This window comes from Exiguobacterium sp. s132 (assembly GCF_018617235.1).
Lineage (GTDB): Bacteria > Bacillota > Bacilli > Exiguobacteriales > Exiguobacteriaceae > Exiguobacterium > Exiguobacterium profundum.
This window is the reverse complement of the sequence record NZ_JACSJU010000001.1, coordinates 383,331-407,883: the sequence shown is the minus strand read 5'-3', so window position 1 is coordinate 407,883 and position 24,553 is coordinate 383,331. Positions and strand designations below refer to the sequence as shown.

27 protein-coding genes are annotated in these 24,553 nt (G+C 47.5%); 4 read left to right on the top strand and 23 right to left on the bottom strand.

Going from position 1 to position 24,553, the window contains the following annotated elements; all coding sequences use genetic code 11:
• Positions 1 to 118: 118 nt before the first annotated feature.
• From bshC to KNO78_RS02075, 5 genes are all read right to left on the bottom strand, one after another.
• Positions 119 to 1,675, bottom strand: a complete 1,557-nt coding sequence (gene bshC / locus KNO78_RS02095; protein WP_214691089.1) for a bacillithiol biosynthesis cysteine-adding enzyme BshC — start codon at positions 1,673 to 1,675, stop codon at positions 119 to 121.
• 24 nt (positions 1,676 to 1,699) lie between these two features.
• A complete protein-coding gene (locus KNO78_RS02090; protein WP_015881302.1) occupies positions 1,700 to 2,059 on the bottom strand; it encodes a DUF3397 domain-containing protein in 360 nt (119 codons plus the stop codon).
• Positions 2,053 to 2,892 carry a 2-dehydropantoate 2-reductase gene (locus KNO78_RS02085; protein WP_251125231.1) on the bottom strand — a complete coding sequence of 280 codons (840 nt, stop codon included), beginning with the start codon at positions 2,890 to 2,892 and terminating at the stop codon, positions 2,053 to 2,055. The genes KNO78_RS02090 and KNO78_RS02085 overlap by 7 nt, the downstream gene beginning before the upstream one ends.
• 119 nt (positions 2,893 to 3,011) lie before the next feature.
• Complete coding sequence (rpmF, locus tag KNO78_RS02080) at positions 3,012 to 3,185, bottom strand: 50S ribosomal protein L32 (RefSeq protein ID WP_015881300.1); 174 nt, start codon at positions 3,183 to 3,185, stop codon at positions 3,012 to 3,014.
• 22 nt (positions 3,186 to 3,207) lie between these two features.
• Entirely contained in the window at positions 3,208 to 3,735 is a 528-nt protein-coding gene (locus KNO78_RS02075) for a YceD family protein (RefSeq protein ID WP_015881299.1), read from the bottom strand.
• A 156-nt stretch (positions 3,736 to 3,891) separates the two neighbouring features.
• On the opposite strand from KNO78_RS02075, the gene KNO78_RS02070 reads away from it, so the two are divergent.
• A complete protein-coding gene (locus KNO78_RS02070) occupies positions 3,892 to 5,022 on the top strand; it encodes a tRNA(Met) cytidine acetate ligase (protein WP_074037342.1) in 1,131 nt (376 codons plus the stop codon).
• Here KNO78_RS02070 and KNO78_RS02065 read toward each other — a convergent pair.
• The 5 genes from KNO78_RS02065 to KNO78_RS02045 are packed head-to-tail and all read right to left on the bottom strand — an operon-like array spanning position 5,001 to position 7,792.
• Positions 5,001 to 5,993 (bottom strand): SepM family pheromone-processing serine protease, encoded by a 993-nt coding sequence (locus KNO78_RS02065; protein ID WP_214691091.1) that lies wholly within the window; start codon positions 5,991 to 5,993, stop codon positions 5,001 to 5,003. The genes KNO78_RS02070 and KNO78_RS02065 overlap by 22 nt on opposite strands.
• Positions 5,990 to 6,484 (bottom strand): pantetheine-phosphate adenylyltransferase, encoded by a 495-nt coding sequence (gene coaD, locus KNO78_RS02060; RefSeq protein WP_015881296.1) that lies wholly within the window; start codon positions 6,482 to 6,484, stop codon positions 5,990 to 5,992. Before coaD ends, KNO78_RS02065 begins: the two co-directional genes overlap by 4 nt.
• 4 nt (positions 6,485 to 6,488) lie before the next feature.
• Positions 6,489 to 7,052, bottom strand: a complete 564-nt coding sequence (gene rsmD / locus KNO78_RS02055; protein WP_214691092.1) for a 16S rRNA (guanine(966)-N(2))-methyltransferase RsmD — start codon at positions 7,050 to 7,052, stop codon at positions 6,489 to 6,491.
• Positions 7,053 to 7,104: 52 nt separating this feature from the next.
• A complete protein-coding gene (locus KNO78_RS02050; RefSeq protein WP_143406649.1) occupies positions 7,105 to 7,359 on the bottom strand; it encodes a YlbG family protein in 255 nt (84 codons plus the stop codon).
• Positions 7,343 to 7,792, bottom strand: coding sequence for a YlbF/YmcA family competence regulator (locus KNO78_RS02045; RefSeq protein ID WP_015881293.1), 450 nt, complete (start codon positions 7,790 to 7,792; stop codon positions 7,343 to 7,345). Before KNO78_RS02045 ends, KNO78_RS02050 begins: the two co-directional genes overlap by 17 nt.
• Before the next feature lie 132 nt (positions 7,793 to 7,924).
• Here KNO78_RS02045 and KNO78_RS02040 point away from each other — a divergent pair, with 132 nt between their 5' ends.
• Together KNO78_RS02040 and KNO78_RS02035 are read left to right on the top strand one after the other, a co-directional pair.
• The gene (locus KNO78_RS02040; protein WP_074037944.1) at positions 7,925 to 8,680 is read left to right on the top strand and encodes an ATP-grasp domain-containing protein; all 756 of its coding nucleotides are present in this window, start codon (positions 7,925 to 7,927) and stop codon (positions 8,678 to 8,680) included.
• Between the two features lie 104 nt (positions 8,681 to 8,784).
• Entirely contained in the window at positions 8,785 to 9,147 is a 363-nt protein-coding gene (locus tag KNO78_RS02035; protein ID WP_015881291.1) for a YugN family protein, read from the top strand.
• A 45-nt stretch (positions 9,148 to 9,192) separates the two neighbouring features.
• Here KNO78_RS02035 and KNO78_RS02030 read toward each other — a convergent pair whose 3' ends face one another.
• From KNO78_RS02030 to cyoE, 10 genes are all read right to left on the bottom strand, one after another.
• The gene (locus KNO78_RS02030) at positions 9,193 to 9,684 is read right to left on the bottom strand and encodes a cysteine hydrolase family protein (protein ID WP_214691093.1); all 492 of its coding nucleotides are present in this window, start codon (positions 9,682 to 9,684) and stop codon (positions 9,193 to 9,195) included.
• Between the two features lie 146 nt (positions 9,685 to 9,830).
• Positions 9,831 to 10,103: a hypothetical protein gene (locus KNO78_RS02025; RefSeq protein WP_074037351.1), complete on the bottom strand. Its 273-nt coding sequence runs from the start codon at positions 10,101 to 10,103 to the stop codon at positions 9,831 to 9,833.
• Positions 10,104 to 10,108: 5 nt separating this feature from the next.
• Positions 10,109 to 10,723: an SCO family protein gene (locus KNO78_RS02020; protein ID WP_214691094.1), complete on the bottom strand. Its 615-nt coding sequence runs from the start codon at positions 10,721 to 10,723 to the stop codon at positions 10,109 to 10,111.
• A 21-nt stretch (positions 10,724 to 10,744) separates the two neighbouring features.
• Positions 10,745 to 11,206, bottom strand: coding sequence for a DUF420 domain-containing protein (locus KNO78_RS02015; RefSeq protein WP_015881287.1), 462 nt, complete (start codon positions 11,204 to 11,206; stop codon positions 10,745 to 10,747).
• 24 nt (positions 11,207 to 11,230) lie between these two features.
• Positions 11,231 to 12,154, bottom strand: a complete 924-nt coding sequence (locus KNO78_RS02010; RefSeq protein ID WP_214691095.1) for a cytochrome c oxidase assembly protein — start codon at positions 12,152 to 12,154, stop codon at positions 11,231 to 11,233.
• Positions 12,155 to 12,288: 134 nt separating this feature from the next.
• Entirely contained in the window at positions 12,289 to 12,618 is a 330-nt protein-coding gene (locus KNO78_RS02005) for a cytochrome C oxidase subunit IV family protein (RefSeq protein ID WP_031421543.1), read from the bottom strand.
• A gap of 1 nt (position 12,619) precedes the next feature.
• Positions 12,620 to 13,246 carry a cytochrome (ubi)quinol oxidase subunit III gene (locus KNO78_RS02000; protein ID WP_015881284.1) on the bottom strand — a complete coding sequence of 209 codons (627 nt, stop codon included), beginning with the start codon at positions 13,244 to 13,246 and terminating at the stop codon, positions 12,620 to 12,622.
• Positions 13,247 to 15,115 (bottom strand): cytochrome c oxidase subunit I, encoded by a 1,869-nt coding sequence (gene ctaD / locus KNO78_RS01995; RefSeq protein WP_214691280.1) that lies wholly within the window; start codon positions 15,113 to 15,115, stop codon positions 13,247 to 13,249. It abuts the gene before it with no gap.
• 38 nt (positions 15,116 to 15,153) lie between these two features.
• Positions 15,154 to 16,131: a cytochrome c oxidase subunit II gene (coxB, locus tag KNO78_RS01990; protein ID WP_214691281.1), complete on the bottom strand. Its 978-nt coding sequence runs from the start codon at positions 16,129 to 16,131 to the stop codon at positions 15,154 to 15,156.
• A 97-nt stretch (positions 16,132 to 16,228) separates the two neighbouring features.
• Positions 16,229 to 17,152 (bottom strand): heme o synthase, encoded by a 924-nt coding sequence (gene cyoE, locus KNO78_RS01985; protein ID WP_074037356.1) that lies wholly within the window; start codon positions 17,150 to 17,152, stop codon positions 16,229 to 16,231.
• 334 nt (positions 17,153 to 17,486) lie between these two features.
• On the opposite strand from cyoE, the gene KNO78_RS01980 reads away from it, so the two are divergent.
• Positions 17,487 to 18,392 carry a COX15/CtaA family protein gene (locus KNO78_RS01980; protein WP_214691096.1) on the top strand — a complete coding sequence of 302 codons (906 nt, stop codon included), beginning with the start codon at positions 17,487 to 17,489 and terminating at the stop codon, positions 18,390 to 18,392.
• A 32-nt stretch (positions 18,393 to 18,424) separates the two neighbouring features.
• Here the strand turns inward: KNO78_RS01980 and KNO78_RS01975 are convergent, their stop codons facing one another.
• From KNO78_RS01975 to KNO78_RS01965, 3 genes are read right to left on the bottom strand one after another with little or no spacing between them, the layout of a single operon-like run.
• A complete protein-coding gene (locus tag KNO78_RS01975; RefSeq protein WP_214691097.1) occupies positions 18,425 to 19,777 on the bottom strand; it encodes a cryptochrome/photolyase family protein in 1,353 nt (450 codons plus the stop codon).
• A gap of 53 nt (positions 19,778 to 19,830) precedes the next feature.
• Positions 19,831 to 23,265: a pyruvate carboxylase gene (locus tag KNO78_RS01970; RefSeq protein ID WP_074037361.1), complete on the bottom strand. Its 3,435-nt coding sequence runs from the start codon at positions 23,263 to 23,265 to the stop codon at positions 19,831 to 19,833.
• Positions 23,266 to 23,301: 36 nt separating this feature from the next.
• Positions 23,302 to 24,537 carry an FtsW/RodA/SpoVE family cell cycle protein gene (locus tag KNO78_RS01965; RefSeq protein ID WP_214691098.1) on the bottom strand — a complete coding sequence of 412 codons (1,236 nt, stop codon included), beginning with the start codon at positions 24,535 to 24,537 and terminating at the stop codon, positions 23,302 to 23,304.
• Between the last annotated feature and the right edge of the window lie 16 nt (positions 24,538 to 24,553).

Below are 24,553 nucleotides of genomic sequence, written 5' to 3'. Positions count from 1 at the left end.
TACACTTACTTTATCATAAAAATGTCAAGGTCCGTACAGGTTTTTAGTGAAAAGAGGAAACAAAAAGGTAACAACGAAAAAAAGCTCTCGACAAATGTCAAGAGCTCTCAAAAAAAGATTATACATAGAACAAACATCGCTCCGTATCAGATTGTTCATAAACCTGTTTCAATCGTTTGAACACGTCTAGTCCGTGACGATTTAATATCGGAACCATCGAGATGATGCGCTCTTGAGGGGCATCCATCGGGAACAGCCGGGTCGACAGATGAATCCTTCGTGCATTCAAGCGATATTGTTCTCGCTTCGATTCAGCACGCATCTCATCCGCCAATCGCTCGAGCACATGTCTCGACTTCGCCTCAAATCGTCTTCCTTGTTTCCCTGCCTCATGACTGACGGCCTCTGTGAGCGTCCGATACGCATATAGCTTTTCTTCAAACGCTTCATCGTCAAATGCATGATCCGGGAGCGGTCGCTTCATATACTGCTCCAATGTCACGCTTTCTTGACGAAGCTTCTTCTCATCATTTCTTGACACGATCAACCCACCAAGACGTGGCAAGAGAAGCGGCATCTTCCATCTCATCTCGTGGAAGAGCGGTCGAAGCTGGAGCCAGTAGGCAATTTCACCGGGACCTGCCACATACCCAACAATCGGGAACAGGAAATCCTGCATGAGCGGACGGGAGACCACGTTATTTGAGAAACGTTCCGGATGCGCCTCTATCTCTGTGAGCAGTTCGTCTTCAGTGAAGCGATGTCCTCGCTTTGTCGTGAACACCCCATCGACCTTCGTGAGCAGCTCTCGTGTCCCATCGTGATAAAACAGATGGGCCGCGTCTCTGTTCAAGTCGACCGATGGCATCCCTTCTTCATACGCATGACCGAGCGCTTCATGGAGCTTGTCATGATGCTCGATGAGACTTCGGAACATCGGTCGTTCGAGAGCCCGTACGTCTTTCGCGTGCGGGTCAAACAATAAAAAGTCAGATCCGACGAATCGCCGCATCATTCCACCGAAAAAGTGAGCGAACGAACGACTCACTTGAATGAGGTCAATCAGCTCATGATACAAATGTGAAGTATACGGTGTCTCTGCTTCGTTCAGTAGAAGACGTTGCGCCATTTGAACAAGTTCGAGCTTGACCCGTTCGAACTCTAAGTCCCCTATCGATGCTTTTCCTGCAAGCGGTAACGATGACAAGGCATCTTTTTTCAACGTCCTCGAAAACGCCTGTGTCGTGAAGACATGGTTGATTTCAGCAAAGTCATGATCTTCCGTCGCCATCCAGAAGACAGGAAGGACCGGTTTCCCTAATTTCGCTTCAGCCTGTTTCGCCCGTTTGATGACCGCTAACAGTTTGTATACGGCAAACAAAGGTCCTCCATATACGCCGACCTGTTGCCCCGTCACCATCACGTACGCTTTTCGCTGAGCGAGTAACTCCAGATTTGCTTCCAACTCTTCCGAAAGTTCCCCGAACTGTTCTTGTTGTCCCTTTATTATCTCGACGAGCTCCGACAGATGCTCATAGGTGCGCCCTGAGACCTCCTCGGCACGTTTTTCGATTTCATCCATCCCTCGATAATCGAGCCAGCGACCATATTCATGATCGATTTGAATCATCGGTGATGTGGATGCATATAGAGCATCAAATGCTTCTACCTTCACGTATAACAACTTCCTTTCAATCAATCAACGAATCATGCCTTGGGCTACACCGATTGCGAATAAAATGGCGTGGGTCGGAACAAGTAGCAAGAAGAGTAACCGCCAACCATGGACGAACATCTTCGTGAACAACACTTCCTCATAACGAATCCGCTGCCAAATCGCGTTGATGGGGAAAATCGCACAGCAGGCTGCGAGCAATAATAGCAACATATCTGTCCCGACGATGGCCTCAAGTAAAATACTGCAAGCGTAAAACCAAAGGATGACCCCGGCATCGCATGCGAGTTTGAATGAGTTGATTGATTTCGGCATAATTTTTCTAAGTATCATATACACCATAAACCATAAGATGAGTGGAAATGAAACGATATACACTAACACGATGCGCTCGCTCCTAGAATCAGTTTATGTAATAGCGGAATGACAGTGAGAGAAATCTGCATCTGTTCGGCTTTCTCAATCACCGGTTTCAAAATCGCATCCACCTCTGTCGGCCGACCTTCTTCAAGATCGCGCAACATCGAGGAGCGATTCTGTGCGGTACGTTCGATAATCGTCTCGATGTAGGTAAATGAGACTTGCTGCGCAAACAAAGGCACCAACTCATCGTAAATCGATTGTGCGATTTCACGATATGGTGAGCCGGCGAGGGCTCCATTCGGGACCCGGCATAATGCCGTGATGGGATTGATGATGGCATTAGCAAACAATTTTTCAATGACGACTTGTTCAATATCTTCTTCCCACACGATGTGAAGTGGGCTCTCTTGAAATGATAGAGGATGGAGCCCCGACGTACTTCCAATTCGAATCCGTCCGAGTCCACGATGCTCAACCTCATGACCACGCTTCGTCACCCCATGCTCGACGACACCTAAATGAAACCCTCGACGTTTCGCATATTCCAGATGGGCAATCCCATTCGAACAAATAAAGACGGGCACCTTACCCGAGAGTCGGGCCGTCGCTTCCTCGACTTGATGGGCTTTCGTCGTGACAAAAAAAAGATCCTCGTCCGTTTCCTGAAGCGTCTGACTTGACCGTAACGACACACGTGCCGTCCCTTCCGTCACACCGATACGTGTGATGAAAAGTGGATCAGATGACCCGATCCTTCCATAGAGCGTCACGTCGTAATCGTCTGCGAGCACAGATGCCAACAATAATCCGACCGCTCCGTTTCCGATGATACCAATTCGTTTGATGGAGTTCATCATGGCCCTCCTCCTATTCGAACTATTTTCGCACAAAAAGTTTACCACATCTTTTCACCATGACCCAAAAATGACAAACAAAAAAGGAGTAACCTGAGAACAGGTCACTCCTTCAAGCATTATTTGCTTGTTACTTCTTTACCGTTGTAATGTCCGCAAGATTTGCAAACACGGTGTGAAAGTTTCATTTCGCCACAGTTCGGGCACTCGTTCATACCAGGTACGTTGAGTTTGAAGTGAGTACGACGAAGACGTTTGCGAGTTTTCGACGTTCTACGGAATGGTACTGCCATCGTTGTCCACCTCCTTGATAAGTTAACCTTCCTCGTTCTCTTTTTTCGAGAACAGGTCGGCTAGTCCCGCGAAACGCGGGTCAATTTTTGGTTGGGCTTCGGGCTGTTCGTCAGTGAGCGTCCAGCCTTCTCCTTCAACCTGAGTTTTGTCTGTTTCGTTCCCATAAACTTGCATCGGGACGTCTAACATGATGAGCTCTTTTACAATCGGTACAAGACTGATTGTATTTCCTTCTGGCAAATTCACGTCATCGAATTGCTCCGTATAACGCCCATTCTCCAAAAAGAAAGGCTCGAGCGATTCAATATCGAATTCATAAGTGACATCTTCTAACGTTCGCGCATCTGGCAACGTCAGGTCACCTTGAATCTTCAGATTGAATGTAACTTGATTAGATGTGAACGATGCATCCCCGTGCACATGCACCGGGCGAATCGAACGGATATCCGGATGGAGCTGAGTCAGCTCTGGTAGTTCTACCATCTCATCGATTGTAAAACCGTCACCCTGGTTTCGGAGCTTAAGTAGCTGTGCAATAGACCATTTCATCCGAATCACCTCAATTGCAACAATATGAATTATAGATAGGCCAACTTGTTTTGTCAATGTTTTTTCTTTACACTAAAATCAGTTGACGACGGCGCTTTGCCAAAGCGTACTTACTCATCTTACACCAATCCATACGACAATGCAAAGGAGTAAATCATGCAAAAGACGGCCATTATTGCAGAGTACAACCCGTTTCACAACGGGCACTATTATCAAGCGCAAACTGCACGTCACGAAACCGGAGCTGATGTCATGATTGCCATCATGAGTGCCCAGTTCACTCAACGGGGCGAACCCGCCTCGTTCGACAAGTGGAAACGGGCTAAGGCTGCCGTCGAGAGCGGTGCGATCGATCTTGTCATCGAGCTACCGACCCAATACGGGGTCCAACGCGCCGACCGTTTCGCTAAAGCCTCCGTCTCGATTGCTGAACAGCTCCGTTGCCAGACGCTATCGTTCGGGAGTGAGAGCGGGGATATAGATGCAATCCTCCATGCAGCCCGTTCACATGTCGAAGAGACGTCACGTTACAAAGAGGCGCTTCAAGAAGCATTACATGAAGGACACTCGTCCGCTCAAGCTTCGAGTCGAGCTTTCCGGACCGTTTATCCCTCATTTGATTTGACGCGACCAAACAACATTTTGGGCTATCATTACGCCAAAGCAGCAAAGATGATTCAGTTACATACAGTCAAACGGCTCGGGGCTGATTATCATGATCCTTCATTAATGGACGTCATGTCGGCAACGGGTATTCGGGCTCATTACCTAGACACCGGTGAAGTTCGTGCCGTTCCGGCATCGACTGAAGCGATGTTTCGGACACAACCGATGACACATTGGGAACACTATTGGCCCGTCTTACAATTCAAACTGAGAACCTTGCCACTCCACACATTGACGGAGCTCGTAGGAATTGATGCTTCTCTCGCACCTCGTCTTAAGCAGGCGGGAGTCGAGCCTTCATTCGAACGTGCACTTGCTGTCGTGTCGACACGTCGCTACACGCGTACCGCCATTCAGCGGGCGTTCGTCGCCGTACTGCTTCACTGGTTAAAAGTCGAGGCACCGACACGCTTTGATGAAGTCCCTTACGTGAGACCGCTCGCCTTCAACGATCTCGGACGACATGCGTTACGAGATGTGAAGGAAGACGTGCAACTCGTCAGTAAGTTCGATGCCCGGCTCGATTTTGAAGCTCGTGTCACCGAAGCATATCGACTCCCGCTTCAAGATGATGCATTGATCGAGCACCGGCAACGCCCTCAGTTCATCTCTTCTAAATAACGAATCGCATCCTCGACCGTCTTTACAGGGACGACTTCAATGTCACTGTTTAGGCGGTCTCGTGATTCCAGCGCCTCTTCATAATTTGAACCGGCCGGCACAAAGAAGACTTCCGCTCTTTCCTCGTCGGCGGCGACAATTTTCTGCCATGCACCTCCGATAGGTCCGACATTCCCTTCCTCATCGACCGTTCCGGTTCCGGCAATCCGTTTTCCATTTGCCAAGTCACCTGGCGTCAATTGATCATAAATTTCTAACGTGAACATCAATCCTGCAGATGGACCGCCGACATTCGTCAAAGCGACATCGACTTCAGGATCAGCCGTGATTTCTTGAACGGGAAGTGGTTCATAGATTCCAATTCCGACACGATCCCCGCTTTGATCGATCGGCTGAATGAGCGTTTGCACGACACGTTCTTCGCCGTCTCGTTCAATCGTCAACTCCACTTCATCGCCCGCCTCAAATTCCGATATGCGATTCAAAAAGTCGACGCGAGTGGCAAAGGACATCCCATCGATGGCCGTGATGACATCACCCGGCTTCAACACATTGGCCGCAAGGGACCCAGGAATCGGAGCAGATACATAAATTCCCTCGAAATCAACCGTCACGTCTTGAGCTGCTAATTGATAGGCGTATTGGATTGCTGCTTGTTGAGAAGAGTCCATCAATAATTGTTGGCGACGTTCATAGTCTGCCTCATTCTCCCCATCGTATAAATAGCGACTGGATAAATTCGCTTCCGTGAACGGGGTCACCCAACTTTCAACTAACCAAAACGGAGTCGCACGGCGTTGGGAGATTGTCACCATCATCAGTTCCCCATCCTCTTTTTCGCCACCTTGGACGGTCAGGAACTCTTCAATTGAGGTCGCTGCTCCGGGTGAAGAGATATAGTAAGGAAGTGGGACGAACAGGAAGAGAAGCACTGTAACGAGTAGACCGAGACCGATTTTTAACGATTTCATTGTCCCGAACTCACTTGATACTTTTTACGCAAGGCAATTTCAACCTGTTCCGGTACGAGTTCACTGACCGATGCACCATATTTCGCCACTTCTTTGACAATCGACGAGCTGAGGAACGAATATTGACTATTCGTCATCATGAACAACGTCTCGACGTTCTCATTCAACTTTTTGTTAATTGATGCGATTTGAAGCTCGTATTCGAAATCTGAGACTGCACGGAGCCCACGGACGATCGTCGCCGCTTCCCGCTCTGCGGCATACTCGACAAGCAATCCCCCGAACGCGTCAGCCGACACGTTTGGCAGATGTGTCGTCACATCTCGAATCAGTCCAAGTCTTTCCTCCACATCAAATAATGGGGCTTTGCTTGAATTTTCAAGGACAGCCACGATGACTTCGTCAAAAATGGCCGCCGCTCGTTCAATAATATCTAGATGTCCGTTTGTGATTGGGTCAAAGCTACCCGGACAAATCGCAATCCGTTTCATCGTGTCACTCCTCCGATGCGTACTCATAGAAACTGATGGTGATGACATCTGAGTATCGCTGTTCTTTAATTCGTTCAAATCGTCCCACCCGCTCCGGTAATGTCACGTCACTACCGTGTTCACAGACGATTACGCCGATATCGATCAACAAATCTGATTCATCGATCAGCTGTAAGAACGCCACGTGTTCTTCCGCATGATAAGGAGGATCCATAAAGATGAGCTTGAATTGTTCCTGTTGAACCTTGAGTTGTTCGAGTACCGCCTTGGCGTCTTGACGATATACTCTCCCTTTTACTTCATAATGGGTCGCTCGCAAGTTCTCTTGAATCGTTTGGACGGCTTTCGGTTGACGATCGACAAAAATAGCTTCGTCACAACCTCGTGATAACGCCTCGATTCCGAGCCCACCGCTGCCCGCGTAAAGGTCTAGTGCTTTCCCGCCTGAAAAATAAGGTCCGATAATGTTGAATAACGATTCCTTCACTTTATCGGTCGTCGGCCGTGTCGCCGTTCCTGGGACCGCTTTTAAACGGGTCCCTTTTCGTTCTCCAGATATGACACGCATGTCTTTCCCTCCAGCAGAAAAGATGAAGGTGATGCCACCTTCATCTTTTTGTTTATTTCGATTTTGTCTCGTACGTTTCGGAAATGAATGGGCGTTCGCTTCGAACGACCGCTTCCACAAACGGCAATGCTTTCACTTGTTCGAGTACGGCTTCATGACCTTCGAGGTCAGTATAAAGAAACGCATACTTTTCTCGTTTTGAGACAAAGTAAAGATTCGCATAACGTCTTAACGCTTTCACTTGTTTTAAGGAATTCACGTATACGACGAAGCCAATCCGTTCATTCAACTTAGACGGCGCATCCACAACTTCCGCCTCCTCCGCAGCTACCTCCACCAGAACATCCACCTTCATCAAAGAATGGATTACCGGTCGGGACCTTGATTTTAGGAGAGACTGAATGAGCCAATAGTTCACTCACTTCCCCTAACAACTTATCCAAGCTTCGTTCCGCTTTTTTGAACGCAGCGATTTCCGGCTGAACATCGAGACGACGTTTGATGAGATGCATCTCTTTTTTGATGCGGTCGTGGTCCGGATGATGCTTTCCGAATCGCTGGACATACTCATAGTCCTCTTTCATCTTCAAGAACTCACGCTCGATTTCCTTTGCTTCTTGTGATGCGAGACGTGCCGCTTTCGTTTGAATATATGTTTGAAACGATTCGCTTGCTTCAATCAAATCGGTCAATTCTTCTGTTTGATCGAGCAGGGCAATCGTCTGTTCAGTGATTATCATACCCCTCACCCTTTCTGCCATGATTTTACCACAATTGTTTCCCTATGTAAGCAATCCACACTATAATTGAAGTTGACCGCAAGGCGTTCCATGTAGAAAGGAAGTGAACAGACGCAACCTATGCGTCTACGTATGAAAAAAGTTTCTTTTAATATGATCCGATCGGCCGGTATCAAGACGGATTATGCGAAACCCGAATATTATTTCGATCAGCTCGATAAGGTTCGCGCTGCCGACCTCGTCCTGTTCCCTGAGTATTGGATGGTCAATTCCATCATCTACGGGATGAATAAAGCAATCTTCCCATCACCTGCGACTTATCACCTCGGGCACGACAAGATCGAGATGACGCGCGCCTTTAAAGCGACATATCCGCATCGGATTCCGAAGACATTGATTTATGGAAAGAACCCATACACGATTGAACGCGTGTTGGAAGAATTCCACTACCCGTTCGTCGCCAAAAAAGCCAAATCCTCAATGGGTCAAGGGGTATGGTTAATCAAAAATGACCAAGACTGGTTAGAATACGTCGAGAATCATGATACGTTCTATGTCCAAGAGTTCATCCCGAATGATCGCGACTTACGCATCATCGTGATTGGAGAAGAGGTAGTCGGTGCCTATTGGCGTGTCAGCGAGGCTTTTTTAAACAATGTCGCTCAAGGGGCTAACTTCTCGTACGAAGACATCCCGGAAGACGTCATCAAAGAAGTTCAATCGATTGCCAACACGTTATCTATCAATCACGCAGCGTTTGACGTTATCGTGACGGAAGAAGGATTTTACATTTTGGAATTCAACGTCTTTTTCGGATCAGAAGGACTGCTACCTCTTGGCGTGAAACTCCCTCAAAAAATCGAGGAATACTTAAATTCACTCGGCTGATTAATCGTTCATCTTTTTTTCACAATTTGAACACACGTTATTCCAAGAACGTTTTTGAATATGGTATGATGACATATGAGGTTTATTCGAAAAGGGGGATTATGATGAAATTTGAGCAGTTCCACATCGAGGGAAAAGAAATCCGTTTTGGTTTGCTCGAGACGATCATGGATCATCATCATTTCATCCGTGAAGGTGCTTGGGATTACGAGCGTGCCACGTATGACATGAAATATGAGAAACAATCGACTGGCGAAACATTCTATCTTCGCTTACCTGTATACGCGATCGAAGGTCAAATCGAAGATCGTCACGCTGTTGTCAAAATGCTTACACCGATTTTAGGAAAGCATTATTATCCACACGGTGTTGAATACGATGAAGTCTTCCCAGAAGAAATCGTCCGCGACTGTGAGCGCCGTCTAAAAGCACTCGCAGAAACATTAGAAGTCAAACCCCTTGCATAAGCGAAGGGGTTTTTCTTATGGGCGAGTTAAACGTTGTTAGGCAACTTACGCCGACAAGTCCTTTGATTCGATGATCACGCAACCTTTACTCTTATAATACATAATCATATCTTCTAGTTTTTTCAAATCGTAGCTCGTAACGCAATCCGACAAGACGCTAACCGCATAGTCAGATTTCCGCAGATTGTAGCAAGTCGACTTCACACAGGCGGTCGCATCAGCCCCAGTGATATAAAACGTATCGATGTGATGCTTGGCAATGAACGTCACAAACGCTTCGCTCGTCAAGGCGTTGCCCTTGTACTTTGTGAACACGTGGTCGGACGCGAGCTTCAAATCTGGTGCTAATTCCGCTCCTCGCGTTCCTGTTTTGAACGTTCTCGTCCCTGCTGATAAATTCTCATGACGGATATAGACGATATGTAACTTCTTTTCGACCGCCCAATCAATCGCTTTATTGATGTTGTCGATGATTGCTTTGTAATTTTTCGTGATGTCATTTTGAATGTCAATAACGACTAAGGCTTGGTTCTGCATAATTTGTCCTCCTCCATTTCTAAAAAGCGAACATTAGTTCGACTCCACTATTTAGTATAGCAAAGTTCACTTCTGGAAGATATAGTCATAAGAAACGTAGCGTCGAGCATATAAAAAAGGAGGCCCTTTACGGGTCCTCCCTTATATCATGCCGCAATGACGGTCAATGTCACATCGACTTGACCGAGCAATAAATCGAATTGGTCTCGAACATAGCGGTACAATCGCTCTGCCTCGACGAGTGTTAATGGTGCAATGATTTGATAATCATAGTGGTCTTTCGAGCGAGAGACGACTTTCACTTCTTTCAAGCCGAATTCGATTGCGCTACACGCGATCAAATCTTCAATCGCCCGTTCCGCAATCGTCACGTCTCCGTATGAATAGTCATTCCCAATCACAGCCATCGTATCGTTCATGGTGATCACTCCTTTTCATTCGCGAGCACTTTAACGTCCTCCATGATAGATTCGATATCGACCGGTTCATCCCCTGCCGTCGCCATCTGCGCGACAGCACGGACATCATGATGGCGGTCGATGACGTACATCGTCGTCGCATGCGTCACGAGTCCGCTGTTCGCCTTCGAATAATAGAACTGTAGCTGACGTGTGATTCGGTCAATGTCTACCTGGTCTCCCGTCAACATCTTCCATCCAGTCGGCTCTGCTTGGAATGCTTCCCCGTAATTTTTCAGAACGGGCACGGTATCCACCTCCGGGTCAACCGTGATCGCGACGAGTTCTACGTCCGAGCCGTATAAGTTCTCTTTTTTCAATTCTTTTTCGAGTTTCATAAAATCACGTAACGTGAGCGGACAAATATCTGGACAGTTCGTATAGAAGAACGTCACAATCTTCACTTTTCCGTTGTCGGAATTATAGGTCTCTTCATTTAATGCGTTCGTTAATGTGAACGGGGTTGGCTCTTGAATGACGGGTAGGTCGTCTTGATTGAAGAAAACAAAATACACGGCTACTCCGATGACGACAAGCGTCAAGACGGTCAAACCGACCGTCAAATAGCTATTCCGTTTCATACAGCTCTCCCTCTCTATGGATCATCCTCCGATTATCGCGCGGAATACGTTCGTCGTTTCACCTGGGTCATATGCCACATAGAGAAGAATGTAAACCGTCACCCCCGTAATGGCCGTGAAGAACCAGACGACTGACGCTTTTGGACCGATTTTCCGGTGCTTCTCGATTTTGTTTTTATAACCGAGATAGAGCGTAATCAATCCGAGGATACCACCTGTGGTTGCGAGAAGAATATGGAAAATCATAAAACCAAGATAGAACGGCTTCACTGAATCCGGTCCCCCAAATGCCGTGTTACCGACAAAAATGGTACGCGAGACGTAAAGGATGAAGAACGTCGTCGCTGCAATCGCTGCGGCCGTCATCACCTTTTTATGTTTTTCGATGTTGCTGCGGTCTTTTGCGATAATCACCCATCCGATGGCGACAAGAATCGCACTGATGACGATGAATGACACACTAATTAAGGCAAGATAGTTCATCAATGTTTCCCCTTTATGTTCTGTTTAATTTTTTTCATTTGTTTCTTGCGGAGTGAATGACATGCCTTCATCAAGAGCAAGTGACTTCGTCCGACGCACCCAGCCGAAGAACGTCCAGCCGAAGAAGAAGCCGTACACGATCTCTTGACCGAGTTTCATGAGGACCCCACCGAAACGTTGATCTTCGAGCGCACTGTTCGTCGCTCCCATCAACGCCTCTAAATCAATTCCGGAAACGTCACCATTCGGGAGACAGTATCCAAGGACCGTCGCAAACGTCTGTGGGTCCGTGTATGCATTATAGAGTGTCGTTTGACTAAAGATGATGAGCGCACAGGCAGGTGTCAGTAAGACCCCGTTGGCGATAATGTACACCATTCGTTTCAAATCGGACATGCCTTCCTCTTCGTCTGAGACGAGTGGAACGATGACCGGATACCACATCGTCAAACTAAAGACGACAAGGGCACCGTGGAAAATACGGTGAACGCCGTAGTTCGTCAAGACGTAGTCGAATACGACCGGCATATGGTAAATCGAGAACAATGCGTTGAATAAAATGAGCGCGATCAGTGGCTTCGTCAAAAACTTGAACATCGGCCCAATCCATTTGAAGCTAAGTACTTTTTCAAACACCCAGTGCGGTAGACCGTAAACGACGAGTGCCGGTGCCAAAATATAGACGAGCACCATTTGGAACATATGCACCGATAAAATGATATGTGCCATGACATCGATTGGACTTCCAAAACCGATGTAATACAAGACAATCGCAAACAACATACTAAACTTTTGTAATAACGTGGTCGAGGCATATCCTCGCTTCGCCATTCTCTCTGTCACGACGGCGTATAACACATAAATCCCGACCATGAGCAATCCGAACAGCGGACTCCATAACGTGAGCCAATCAAATTGATTGAGCAGCTCCGACGTATTCCAGAGCATCCGTTCACCCCTTTTCTTTCTCTCCCTAACCTTTGAAACCGTTCACTTCAAGATTACTATTCATTCATTTTTGAAGTAAAGGAAAAAGGACCGAATCATCCGTGTTTCCACAGATGTTCAATCCTTTGTCACAATTACCAAATGAGTAAGCGGAGTGCAGCGACCGTGATGATGGCAACAAAGATACCTAGCCACATCATGCCAACGATCCACGTGTTCCCACGGTTATTCATATGCATGAAGATATATAACTGTAGGAAGACTTGGATGACCGCCAAGATGATTAAAAAACCACCTGCTGCCCACACCGGCATCAATTCCGCATAGACGGCGCCGAATGCCACGAATGTGAGTAAAATCATCATCGCGAAACTGATTAATTGAAGCTGATACTCACGTTTCGACTCTGCTTTTACTTCAAGCTCTAACTGCTTGTGAGATTCGTTCATTACTCGTTTTTCCATATTAGTTCACCATCCCTAAGAGGTAGACGATTGAGAAGATGAAGACCCAAACAACGTCGATAAAGTGCCAATATAGACTCGATACATAAAACTTTGGTGCATTGTATACATCGATCGGACGGTTCCAGTTACGAATCAAGAGCGTCGTGATCCAAAGAAGACCGAACGTTACGTGCGCGCCGTGGAAACCAACCAACGTATAGAAGGCTGAACCGAATGCGCTCGACGTGAACGTGTGACCGATGTGGTAGTAGTGAATGAACTCGTAAATCTCAGCACCAAGGAATCCGGCACCAAGAAGGAGCGTCACAATCAACCAAAGCTTCATACGCCCTGGATTGTTTGCCTTCATGTTCATCATCGCAAGGACACTTGTAAGTGAACTTGTGAGGAGGAGCATCGTCATGATGAAGACGAGCTCCATTTCGAAAATGTTATACGAACGTAATTCCTCTGGCGCACCAGAGTTCAAGAGACCAACGTATGTTCCAAAGAGCGAGGCGAAGAGGACTGTCTCTCCACCAAGGAAGAACCAGAAGGCCACATATTTATTTTTCCCTTCCAGTGTTGCTTTCTCTGGATTGGCCGGGATACCGGTCACTGGGTGTTTTTCAACTGCATGTGCCATTTATTGTTCTCCTTTCTCACGAATCGCTTTCAAGTCTGCTTCGACTTGTGACTTCGGAATGTAGTAGCCGTGATCGTCAATCCAAGAACGTAGGAACATCGAGACGAACGTCATCGCTAATCCAAATCCAATCAATGACCAACCGACGACCGTGTTATCCATCTGGAAGATGGCACCGAGTCCTGCGATAAAGAGGCCGAGTGACATGAAGAACGGAATGAGCGAGTTATTCGGCATGTGAATGTCCGAAACTTCCTCAGCGACTGACACGCGTTTGTTGCCTGCCATTTTCTCGAGCCAGAACGTATCAAGTCCTTTGACGAGTGGTGTTTGTGCAAAGTTGTACTCTGGAGTCGGAACAGGAAGTGTCCACTCAAGCGTACGTCCGTCTCCCCAGTGGTCTGGTTTGACGCGGTCTTTTGACAAGAAGGCTTTCACAACAGCGATGAGCAAGACAATCGTTGACACACCCATGAAGAATGCACCGATTGTCGAGAGCATGTTGAGTGTATCCCAACCTTGACCATCGAGGTATGTGAAGACTCGACGTGGCATACCGAACAATCCGAGGAAGTGTTGCGGGAAGAACGTCAAGTGGAACCCGATAAAGAACAACCAGAACTGCCAGTATCCAAGCTTTTCAGAAAGGGCTTTTCCGAACATGAGTGGGAACCAGTAGTAAAGTCCTGCGAAGAGACCGTATACAACCCCACCTACGATAACGTAGTGGAAGTGAGCGACAACGAAGTAGCTGTCGTGGTACTGATAGTCAGCCGGTGCGACTGAAAGCATAACCCCTGTCATCCCACCAACGAGGAATGAAGGAATGAACGCGACAGAGTAAAGCATGGCCACGTTGAATTTAATTTGACCGCCCCACAGTGTGAAGAGCCAGTTAAAGATTTTAACACCAGTTGGTACGGCAATCGCCATCGTTGCAACAGCGAAGATCGAGTTGGCAACTGGACCAAGACCGACTGTGAACATGTGGTGAACCCAAACCATGAATCCAAGGAAACCGATAAGCATTGTCGCGAAGACCATCGTCGTGTAACCGAAGAGACGTTTACGCGCAAATGTCGGAATGATTTCCGAGAAAATACCGAATGCCGGTAAGATCAAGATGTATACTTCCGGGTGACCGAAGATCCAGAAAAGGTGTTCCCAGATGACAACGTTCCCGCCAAGTGCCGGGTCAAAATAAGCAGCTCCGAAGAGTCGCTCGAACATCAACATGAACAATCCGACCGTAAGTGGTGGGAATGCGAAGACGATCAATGCCGATGCAACGAAAGTCGTCCATGTGAAGAGTGGCATACGCATGAGTTTCATTCCTGGCGCACGCATGTTCAAGATGGTGACGAGGAAGTTAATCCCGGCCATCAATGAACCGAAACCTGAAATCTGAAGACCGAGAGCGTAAAAGTCTACCCCTGTCGCTTCCGGTTGTGTTGAAAGTGGAGCGTAAGCCGTCCACCCTGCGTTTGGTGCTGCTCCGAAGAACCAGCTCAAGTTAAGCATGACTCCACCGAAGAAGAACAACCAAAAACCTAATGAGTTAATGAATGGGAACGCAACGTCGCGTGCCCCGATTTGAAGTGGTACGACGGCGTTCATGAAACCGAATAGCATCGGCATGGCCGCTAGGAAGATCATCGTCGTCCCGTGCATCGTAATCAACTGGTTAAATGTCTCACCGCTGACGAAATCGTTCATTGGTTTGACGAGTTGCCAACGAATCAGTAATGCTTCAATTCCACCGAGAAGGAGGAAGAAGATTCCTGAGAACAAATACAAAATACCGATTTTTTTGTGGTCAACCGTCGTAATCCAATCCATGATGCCATTGTATTTACGCGATTGCTGCATTGCAGTGGTCTGTGCCACGTGAAATCCCCCTTTTCCCGTTAGTCAATCTTCTGCTCATACAAGAAGTCAACGAGTGCATCTAATTCTTCGTTGCTGATTTGACCTTCATTGAATCCTGGCATAAGAGCCCCTTGTTTTTTCTCTTGCGGGTCACGGATCCACTCTTTCAAGTTGTCCTCGTTGTTTTCGAGGTAACCTGCGAGCCATTCACGATCACCGAAGTTCGTTAAACTTGGTGCCACTTTACCGCCGCCGTGACAGCTCAAGCAGCTTTCGACATACACTTGCTCACCTGTAGTCAAGTTTGTGTTGTCTGCGACGAGATTCTCACCGTTCTCGTCTTGCTTAGCTTTCATGTCAGCGAGCCATTGATCATATTCTTCTTGCTCGAGCGCGATGACTTTAAAGTCCATAAGGGCATGTGACGGACCGCAAAGCTCAGCACATTTCCCGTAGTAAGTACCTGGTTCATTTGCATGTAACCACATTTCGTTATCAAGTCCTGGGTTCGTATCTGTCTTACCAGATAAAGCCGGTACCCAGAATGAGTGAATGACATCTTTCGACGTCAAGTTGATGCCGACTCGTTTTCCGACTGGAATGACGAGCTCTTGCCCTGTCACAACACCTGCTTCTGGATATTCAAATTCCCACCAGTACAAGTTAGCTGTAACGTTGATTTCTTCTTCTTTTTTCGCTTCTTTCGCTTTCGCGAGTTCGACAGTCGTCGTGATTGTCGGAACAGCGAGAATGATGAGAAGGATAATCGGAACGACTGTCCAAATCATCTCGAGTGTACTGCTACCTTCAACTTGCTTCGGAATCGATTCATCTTTCCGACGGAACTTCATGAGCACGTACACGTAAATGACCGATACGATGATGAGTACGAAGAGCATGATCGCCAAACTGATGAGAATGATGCGGAGCTGAAGCTCAGCCCCTTCTCCCATCGGCTTCAATGCAGACAATCCCTCTTGACCGCAACCTGATAACAGGACTGCGAACATCATCATCGGGACGATGCCAAACAGAAGCTTCTTAAATGATTTCACAACAATCCCCACTTTCTCCCAAAATGATGTGTAATGGTTTTCTATATAGTGAGTGCGATCACCAGAGTGCTGTCAAAATCAGCGCGATAATCCACACGACTAAATAAATTAATGAATAGAAGAACATTTTGTTTGCCCACTTGATTTCGTCCTCGGCGTTGAATCCTTTCAATCCGAGATACAACCAGTAGCCCCCTAAACCGGCTGCGACTGTCAAGTAAACAAGACCATAGTGCATAAATAAGAGCGATGCCGGAATCAGCGTCGCAATCCACCAGATGATTTGCCGTTTCGTGATGGCAAATCCGTTCACGACCGGAAGCATCGGAATGCCTGCCGCTCGATACTCTTCCGTCCGTCGCATGGCGAGCGCCAGGAAGTGAGGTGGTTGCCATAAGAACATGACAAGGAACATGAGCCACGCATCAATATGAAGTGCCGGATCTAGTGCTGCCCAACCGATGAGCGGTGGAACGGCTCCCGAAATACTACCGACGACTGTATTGAGCGTACTCGTACGCTTCAGCCACATCGTATAAATCACGACATAAAAAAATGCCCCGATTAAACCGAATACTGCGGCAACGTACGATACAAGGAGCAATAGTAGTGTTCCGATTGCAAGTTGTGTCAATCCAAGGAGTAAAATCTTCTCTCCTGAAATCTTGCCGGTTACACTCGGTCGATTGTCCGTACGATCCATTAAGTAATCGATATCTCGGTCCACAAAGTTGTTTAGGTAACAACTCCCCGAAATCACGAGTGCGCTTCCTAACATCGTTAATAAGAGCTGTGGCCAAACTTCAAACAAGTAAAGGACTGGCGTATCGCTCTGGTACGTCGCTGCAACGAAGAATCCTGCAAACACCAACAACAGGTTGGCGCGAACAATTCCCATTTTCGCTAAGGCGACGTAATCTCGGAATGACGTTGATTCTGTATACTCTACATCTACCGTCATCCCTGGGTTGACTTTTGTCATACTGACCCCCCCACATAATCACGAAATCCTCGCATTCTCTTCACAGAAAAAACACAATATGAACAAAATACACTTAACTCTCTACAAAGATACCATATTTTTTTATAAAATACGCCCTTTATGCTTGTAAAATAGCGAGTTTTTTGTGTCAATAGTGTGATATTTGTCACACCTTATGTGCTTTACTAATATTAGAATAACGTTTTTGATAACGATTGCAAGCTTTTCCATTTCGTTTTTTGAACGGAAAGCCGTATAATAAGTATGGCGAAAAAAATATAAATAAACAAGGTACATTTTTTAACGGATTTCGATTAGAAGCAGGTGGTATTGCATGCATAAAAAACTCGCGTTTTTCTCAGGGTTTGTCACCCTCGGGATGATGCTTGTCCTCATCATGGGTGGAACCGTGACGAAGACGGATTCAGGAGATGGTTGTGGGACGGACTGGCCACTCTGTCATGGAAAATTAATCCCAACCAATCCCAGTGTTGAAACAATGATTGAATACAGTCACCGGGTAGTCTCCGGTATTGAAGGTCTTCTCATCATTGCGCTCGCCATTTGGACGTTCATCGCGGTCAAACATCGGGTCGATGTGAAAATCTTTGCGTTTCTCGCATTTATCTTTATGCTCATCCAATCAATCATTGGAGCGGGCGCGGTCATTTGGCAACAGTCGGATGCCATCCTGGCCCTTCATTTTGGAATTTCTCTCGTGTCGTTCGCGTCGTTACTCATTTTGACGATTCTGTTATTCGAAGGTGACCGGGAACATCAAGTCGTATCGAGACGATTAAGATCTCATCTTTACGGTCTTTCAATTTATACGATGATCGTCGTGTACACAGGAGCCTACGTCCGTCACCTCGGTGCTACATACGCATGTGTCGGTTGGCCGATTTGTGAGCAGAACGTCTGGACGTTCGAGTCGTATGTGCAGATGGGACATCGCATCATGGCGGGTATTCTCGTTTTGTACACGTTGTATGTACTCTATCTTGCCCGAAAAGAAATGAACCGATTGATTGAGCGCGGTATGTGGGCGTCTCTTTTCTTCATCCTACTTCAAGTCGGTACAGGTGCTTGGATCGTTCTTGGGGGACACGCGACTTACGTTCCGCTCCTTCACGCATTCTTGATCACGTGCTACTTCGGTATCCTGTCATACCTCTCTTATCACGCGTATCGGTCGACAGCGCGACAAGACGGGGCACAATTGAAAAACATGAACGGATAACCAAACTAAAAAGCGCCGCGGCGCTTTTTAGTTTACAATGCTTTAAATCGTTCGAGGGCACGCTCTCTCGCTTCTTTATGATCGACGATTGGCATGGCATAGTTGTCTCGCTCTGACGGGTCCGGAAAGTGAATCGATTTATCTGTTATATGTTTCAGCTCCGGCACATACTTCCGGATGAACGTCCCATCAGGGTCAAATCGCTCGGATTGCGTCGTCGGATTGAAAATACGGAAATACGGAACAGCGTCCGTCCCGACTGAGGCCGCCCATTGCCATCCCCCGATATTCGACGCTGCCTCATAATCGATCAGCTTTTGCTCGAAATACCGTTCCCCTTTTCGCCAATCGAGAAGGAGATGTTTCGATAGGAAAGATGCGACAATCATGCGTAGGCGGTTGTGCATCCACCCGGTCTCGTTCAACTGACGCATCGCCGCGTCGACGATTGGATACCCCGTTTCCCCGTTACACCACTTTTCGAACTGCTCTTCATTGTCCTCCCATTCAAGTGACTTGTATTTATCATTGAACGGTTGATCTTTCAATCCGTGGAACTTTGACATGACCATGTAATAAAATTCACGCCATAACAGCTCATCGTAATACGTGTCACGCCCCTTTGATCGTCTCGCCGACAACACTTGTTCGGTGATGGTGCGAATCGACAACACACCTGTCCGTAAATAAGGAGATAGTCGACTCGTCCCGGCGATGCTCGGAATGTCACGCTTCTCGTCATAATCGACCATGCGATCATTGACGAAGTGGGTCAATCGTTTCTTCGCTTCCGTTTCCCCTAGCCCTTTCCATTCACGATTACATCGTTTGAATAGATCTTTCAGTTCACTCGGTTGTTCATTCTTTGAACGGATGTACTGAGATAAACGATCGACATCAACCTCATACGGTGCGGGCGGCTGTTCGGCATACGCCGCTTTTTTGAACGGGGTGAAAACTTTATAGGGATCGCCACTTTTTGTACGGAACGCATCGGGATGAAACAGGTGACGATCCAGAAGTCGCACAACTTTTACTTCTTCACCAAGTGCTTCAATCACACGGTCATCCCGCTGTTTGAACGGTTCCACGTACTCCGCATTAAAATAGAGCACATCCATCTCCCCGAGCTGTTTCACGAACGCATCCTCCGTCTCTGCGACAAGGACGCGAAGCCCTAACCCTTTCGCATCTAAATCATACATGAACGCTCGCATCGTCGAGAAGAAATAGTCATGCCGTACCTCGAACGGGTCACAGTATTTCGGATTCAACCAAAAGACGAAATCTAGGTCATCGCCTTCCTCCATATCTTTCAATACACGGTGTAACATATGATTATCGGTCAGTCTAAAATCCGAACGAAACCAACATACTCGTCTCATGATCTCCACTCCCATCTACAAAAAAGAAGCATAGCGCGCTATGCTTCTTTTGATTATACAAATTCAATCAACAAGTCGTCACTTTGTATTGTGTCGCCTTCTTTAATATGAATGGCCTTAATCTCACCATCTTGTGCCGCTTGAATCGTCGTTTCCATCTTCATCGCTTCTGTGACGAGCAACTGCTCCCCACGATGAACTCGACTTCCTGGTTCGACCAATACTTTCAAGACAGACCCCGGCATCGATGCACCGACTTGTTTGGCGTTCGAACGATCGACTTTCGGACGGCTTGTCGTTGCCGATTTGACATTGACATCTTTAATCTCGATTTCACGTGGTACCCCGTTCATCTCATACGAGACGAGACGGATGCCATCTTCATTCGCTGCACTCACTTGTACAAGCTTGATGATTAACGTTTTTCCAGTCTCGATTTCAACTTGGATTGTCTCACCGACGTTTAATCCGTAGAAGAATGTCAACGTGTCGAGCACTGAGACGTCCCCGTATGTCGTTGTATGTTTGATATAGTCTTCGTACACTTTCGGATAAAGCGCATGAGCAAGAAGTTCAAAGTCCGTCACCGGTCGCTCGAATTTTTCGAATAGTTCTTGGCGTGCCGATTCGAAGTCATACGGTTTGATCAATTTACCAGGACGAACGTTTAATGGCTCTTCCCCTTTCAAGATGACTTGTTGCACATCTTTCGGGAATCCACCTGGAGGCGTTCCTAATTCACCACGCATCATTTCGACGACCGAGTCTGGGAAGTCCAACTGATGTCCTCGTGTCATCACATCTTCTTCCGTCAAGTTATGCTGGACCATGAAGAGCGCCATATCACCGACAACTTTAGATGACGGCGTCACCTTGACAATGTCCCCGAACAACATGTTGACTCGGGCATACATCGCCTTGACTTCTGCCCAGCGGTCTCCAAGTCCGACCGCTTTCGCCTGCTGTTGGAGGTTTGAATATTGCCCACCTGGCATCTCGTGTTCGTACACGGATGGATTCGATGCACGCATATCACTTTCAAACGGTTCATAGTTGTGACGCACGTCTTGCCAGTAGTCACTGATGATTTCATATTGTTTCGGGTCGACTTTCGGCTGACGTTCGTGGTGGTTGAGCGCATAAACCAAACTTCCACCTGAAGGCTGTGATGTCATCCCTGACATCGAACTCGCGGCAACGTCAACGATATCGACACCGGCATCTGTCGCGCGAGCATATGTGAAGATCCCGTTACCGGAAGCATCGTGTGTATGCAAGTGGATTGGTAAGTCCACGGCGTCCTTTAATGCCGATACGAGTGCATAGGCTGATTCCGGCTTCAATAGACCTGCCATATCCTTGATTGCCAAGATATGCGCACCACTCGCCTCAAGTTTCTTCGCGAGGTCGATATAATACGGAAGATGGTACTTCGGACGGTTACCATCATACAAGTCTCCCGTATAACAGATGGCTGCCTCTGCCACTTTCCCAGTTGGAAGCGTCGCATCGATTGCCAATTGAATCGACTCAAGGTTGTTGAGACTATCAAAGATTCGGAACACGTCGACTCCGGCATATGCCGCTTCGTGTACGAATTTCTCGATGACGTTGTCTGCATAGTTTTTATATCCGACCGCATTCGCACCGCGTAGCAACATTTGAATTAGGACGTTCGGCATCTTCTCACGAAGCTTCATGAGACGTACCCATGGGTCTTCGGATAAGAATCGGTAGGCGACGTCGAACGTCGCTCCGCCCCATGCCTCGACCGAGAACAATTCTGGCATGAGTTTGCTTGTCGGTTCGGCGATATTTAGAATATCCTGTGTGCGCATGCGCGTCGCGAGCAACGATTGATGCGCATCTCGCATCGTCGTATCCGTCAACAACAGTTCCGGTTGACGTTTGATCCAGTCGGCGAGGCCGTCCGGTCCAAGCTCTGTAAGAATTTGTTTCGTCCCTGGCTTCGCTTCTGCCGGGAGGTCGTGCGGGATTCGCACCGAACGGCTGATCGGCTTGTCTTTCAGACCAACACCTGGGAATCCATTCACTGTCACATCCCCGATATAGTTCAGCAGTTTCGTCCCGCGGTCTTTTCGTTTCGGGAAGACGAACAGTTCTGGCGTCTCATCGATGAATGACGTGTTGTAATCTCCACTGATAAAGTTCGGGTGCTTCATGACGTTAATCAAGAACGGAATGTTCGTCTTGATTCCACGAATCCGGAACTCGTTCAAGTTTCGAACCATCTTCGAGGCCGCTTGTTCGAATGTCATGCCATGTGTGGACAATTTCACGAGAAGTGAATCGTAGTACGGTGAAATCTCTGCACCGACATACGCATTCCCACCGTCAAGACGAACACCAAAGCCACCCGGAGAACGGTAAGCCATGATTTTCCCTGTGTCCGGCATGAAGTTATTGCCTGGGTCTTCAGACGTAACACGTGATTGGATTGCATAACCGAGAAGTTTAATCTCTTCCTGTTTCGGCATTTGAATCATATCGCCGTGGAGCGACTCACCTTGCGCGATCATCAATTGCGTTTGAACGATGTCAAAGCCCGTCACCATCTCTGTGATCGTATGTTCCACTTGAATGCGCGGGTTGACTTCGATGAAGTAGAACGACTCATCCTCTGTCACCAAGAACTCGACTGTACCGGCGTTGACGTATCCGACGTGTCGCATGAGTTGGACCGCCGCATCACAAATCGCTTGGCGCGATGCATCAGACAATGTCACACACGGCGCCACTTCGACAACTTTTTGGTGACGGCGCTGAACCGAACAGTCACGCTCGAATAAGTGAACGATGTGACCGTGCTCATCCCCAAGAATTTGCACCTCGATGTGTTTCGGACGTTCGACGAGTTTTTCTATGTACACTTCGTCAGAACCGAACGCCTGCTTTGCTTCTGACTTTGCACGTTCAATCAAATCTTTCATTTCCGCTTCTGTTCGAATGACACGCATTCCGCGTCCTCCGCCACCCATCGAAGCTTTGACCATGAGCGGGAATCCGTGCTCGTTCGCAAATGCTTCAGCATCTTCATATGATGTGAGCGGTCCATCCGAACCCGGGATGACAGGAAGACCCGCAGCAATCGCACTCTGACGTGCTCGTACTTTATCCCCGAACGCATGTAAATGTGACTCATGCGGTCCGACAAAGATGATGCCCTCTTCACGGCAACGTCGTGCGAGTTCAATGTTCTCTGAAAGGAAACCATACCCTGGGTGAATCGCATCACTGTCTGACTCCTTAGCGATTCGAATCACGTCTTCGATATCGAGGTACGCATCGATCGGTTTTTTGTCTACACCGATCAAGTAGGCTTCATCAGCTTTAAAGCGATGTAAGGAGCCGCTATCTTCTTGCGAATAGACAGCTACCGTTCGAATGCCTAACTCTGTCGCCGCGCGAAATACGCGAATGGCAATTTCCCCACGGTTTGCAACAAGTAACTTTTTAATTGGTTTCAAATGAAATCCCCCCGTTAATGAAGTTTGTTCGTTTCCTTACCTGACAACGTGAAGCGATGAGCGTTGAACGTTTTCTTCTGACTTCACCCGAATTTCTTCTCGTCGTGTCGCTTCTCGATGACGGTTACGCATCGAGATACTACTGAGCACCCCGAGAACACCCATCATCATGATGAGCGATGTTCCTCCATAACTGACCAGTGGCAAGGTTACGCCTGTCCCTGGGAACCAACCGGACATCGCACCGATGTTGATGGCCGTCTGGATAATGATTTGTGATGCAATCCCAAACGATACGAACATCGCAAAGTGACTATCCGCATGATTGGCGATATGGATCGCGCGAAAGGCGATGAAGAAGAGTAGGACTAAAACCGTCAATACACCGAGGAATCCTAACTCCTCCGCAATGATCGACATGATATAGTCGGTTTCTGGTTCTGGCAAATATCCATACTTTTGAAAACTGTTCCCAAGTCCGACTCCAGTCAATCCACCATGTACAATTGAGATAATCGACATGAGCAATTGGTGTCCATATCCTTCCGGGTCCATGAACGGGTTGAACACGACTTCAATCCGACTTCGTTGATTCTCCGAAAAGATGGTCGTGAACAATACGAATACAGTACCAACCCCAGCTAAAATCCCTGGAATCAAAATTCGAAGCGGCGCCCCGACACCGAACCACATGAGCAACATGATGGAACCGAGGACGAATAGCCCCCCCATATCCGGCTGTCCATTGATTGCGATCGCATAAAACGAAAAGTAAAAGAGGACAGGCACTAAAAAGAAGGCGCCGATTTGTGCACGCAACCCTTTTTTCGTGATAGCGGCCCGCGCCAATCGACCAGGGAGTCCTTTCAACTCATTATTCCATAGTTCATGGTAGTAGTTCGCAAGCAGTATGATGAGAACGAACTTCGCAATCTCGACCGGTTGCATGGTCATTCCTCCGATGATGAGCCAAGCTCTCGCCCCATTCAATGGAGGCATCGCCCACGTGACAAACAGCAAGATGACAGAGAGCGCATAAAGACCGAGGCGAATGCCTTTTTTCCGAAACATCTCATATCGGAACAATGTCGCAATCAAATAGACAAAGATTCCAATGCCAACGTAGACGAGCTGGCGATAGAATAAACTACTATTCGCGTAATCCCCACGATTCCAAACACTCGCACTATAAATCATGATGGAGCTTAGCCCGACGAGTAAGAGCACTGACAAAAACAACGCAAAATCAAAATACCGAAACCGTGTTTTCATGTATTCACTTCCTTAT

What these genes read in the sequence shown, in the direction of transcription:
- KNO78_RS02085 (WP_251125231.1), bottom strand. Translation starts at nt 2,892, where the DNA reads ATGAACTCCATCAAACGAATTGGTATCATCGGAAACGGAGCGGTCGGA.
- rpmF (WP_015881300.1), bottom strand. Translation starts at nt 3,185, where the DNA reads ATGGCAGTACCATTCCGTAGAACGTCGAAAACTCGCAAACGTCTTCGT.
- KNO78_RS02075 (WP_015881299.1), bottom strand. Translation starts at nt 3,735, where the DNA reads ATGAAATGGTCTATTGCACAGCTACTTAAGCTCCGAAACCAGGGTGAC.
- KNO78_RS02070 (WP_074037342.1), top strand. Translation starts at nt 3,892, where the DNA reads ATGCAAAAGACGGCCATTATTGCAGAGTACAACCCGTTTCACAACGGG.
- KNO78_RS02065 (WP_214691091.1), bottom strand. Translation starts at nt 5,993, where the DNA reads ATGAAATCGTTAAAAATCGGTCTCGGTCTACTCGTTACAGTGCTTCTC.
- coaD (WP_015881296.1), bottom strand. Translation starts at nt 6,484, where the DNA reads ATGAAACGGATTGCGATTTGTCCGGGTAGCTTTGACCCAATCACAAAC.
- rsmD (WP_214691092.1), bottom strand. Translation starts at nt 7,052, where the DNA reads ATGCGTGTCATATCTGGAGAACGAAAAGGGACCCGTTTAAAAGCGGTC.
- KNO78_RS02045 (WP_015881293.1), bottom strand. Translation starts at nt 7,792, where the DNA reads ATGATAATCACTGAACAGACGATTGCCCTGCTCGATCAAACAGAAGAA.
- KNO78_RS02040 (WP_074037944.1), top strand. Translation starts at nt 7,925, where the DNA reads ATGAAAAAAGTTTCTTTTAATATGATCCGATCGGCCGGTATCAAGACG.
- KNO78_RS02035 (WP_015881291.1), top strand. Translation starts at nt 8,785, where the DNA reads ATGAAATTTGAGCAGTTCCACATCGAGGGAAAAGAAATCCGTTTTGGT.
- KNO78_RS02030 (WP_214691093.1), bottom strand. Translation starts at nt 9,684, where the DNA reads ATGCAGAACCAAGCCTTAGTCGTTATTGACATTCAAAATGACATCACG.
- KNO78_RS02025 (WP_074037351.1), bottom strand. Translation starts at nt 10,103, where the DNA reads ATGAACGATACGATGGCTGTGATTGGGAATGACTATTCATACGGAGAC.
- KNO78_RS02020 (WP_214691094.1), bottom strand. Translation starts at nt 10,723, where the DNA reads ATGAAACGGAATAGCTATTTGACGGTCGGTTTGACCGTCTTGACGCTT.
- KNO78_RS02015 (WP_015881287.1), bottom strand. Translation starts at nt 11,206, where the DNA reads ATGAACTATCTTGCCTTAATTAGTGTGTCATTCATCGTCATCAGTGCG.
- KNO78_RS02010 (WP_214691095.1), bottom strand. Translation starts at nt 12,154, where the DNA reads ATGCTCTGGAATACGTCGGAGCTGCTCAATCAATTTGATTGGCTCACG.
- KNO78_RS02005 (WP_031421543.1), bottom strand. Translation starts at nt 12,618, where the DNA reads ATGGAAAAACGAGTAATGAACGAATCTCACAAGCAGTTAGAGCTTGAA.
- KNO78_RS02000 (WP_015881284.1), bottom strand. Translation starts at nt 13,246, where the DNA reads ATGGCACATGCAGTTGAAAAACACCCAGTGACCGGTATCCCGGCCAAT.
- ctaD (WP_214691280.1), bottom strand. Translation starts at nt 15,115, where the DNA reads ATGCAGCAATCGCGTAAATACAATGGCATCATGGATTGGATTACGACG.
- coxB (WP_214691281.1), bottom strand. Translation starts at nt 16,131, where the DNA reads ATGATGATGTTCGCAGTCCTGTTATCAGGTTGCGGTCAAGAGGGATTG.
- cyoE (WP_074037356.1), bottom strand. Translation starts at nt 17,152, where the DNA reads ATGACAAAAGTCAACCCAGGGATGACGGTAGATGTAGAGTATACAGAA.
- KNO78_RS01980 (WP_214691096.1), top strand. Translation starts at nt 17,487, where the DNA reads ATGCATAAAAAACTCGCGTTTTTCTCAGGGTTTGTCACCCTCGGGATG.
- KNO78_RS01975 (WP_214691097.1), bottom strand. Translation starts at nt 19,777, where the DNA reads ATGAGACGAGTATGTTGGTTTCGTTCGGATTTTAGACTGACCGATAAT.
- KNO78_RS01965 (WP_214691098.1), bottom strand. Translation starts at nt 24,537, where the DNA reads ATGAAAACACGGTTTCGGTATTTTGATTTTGCGTTGTTTTTGTCAGTG.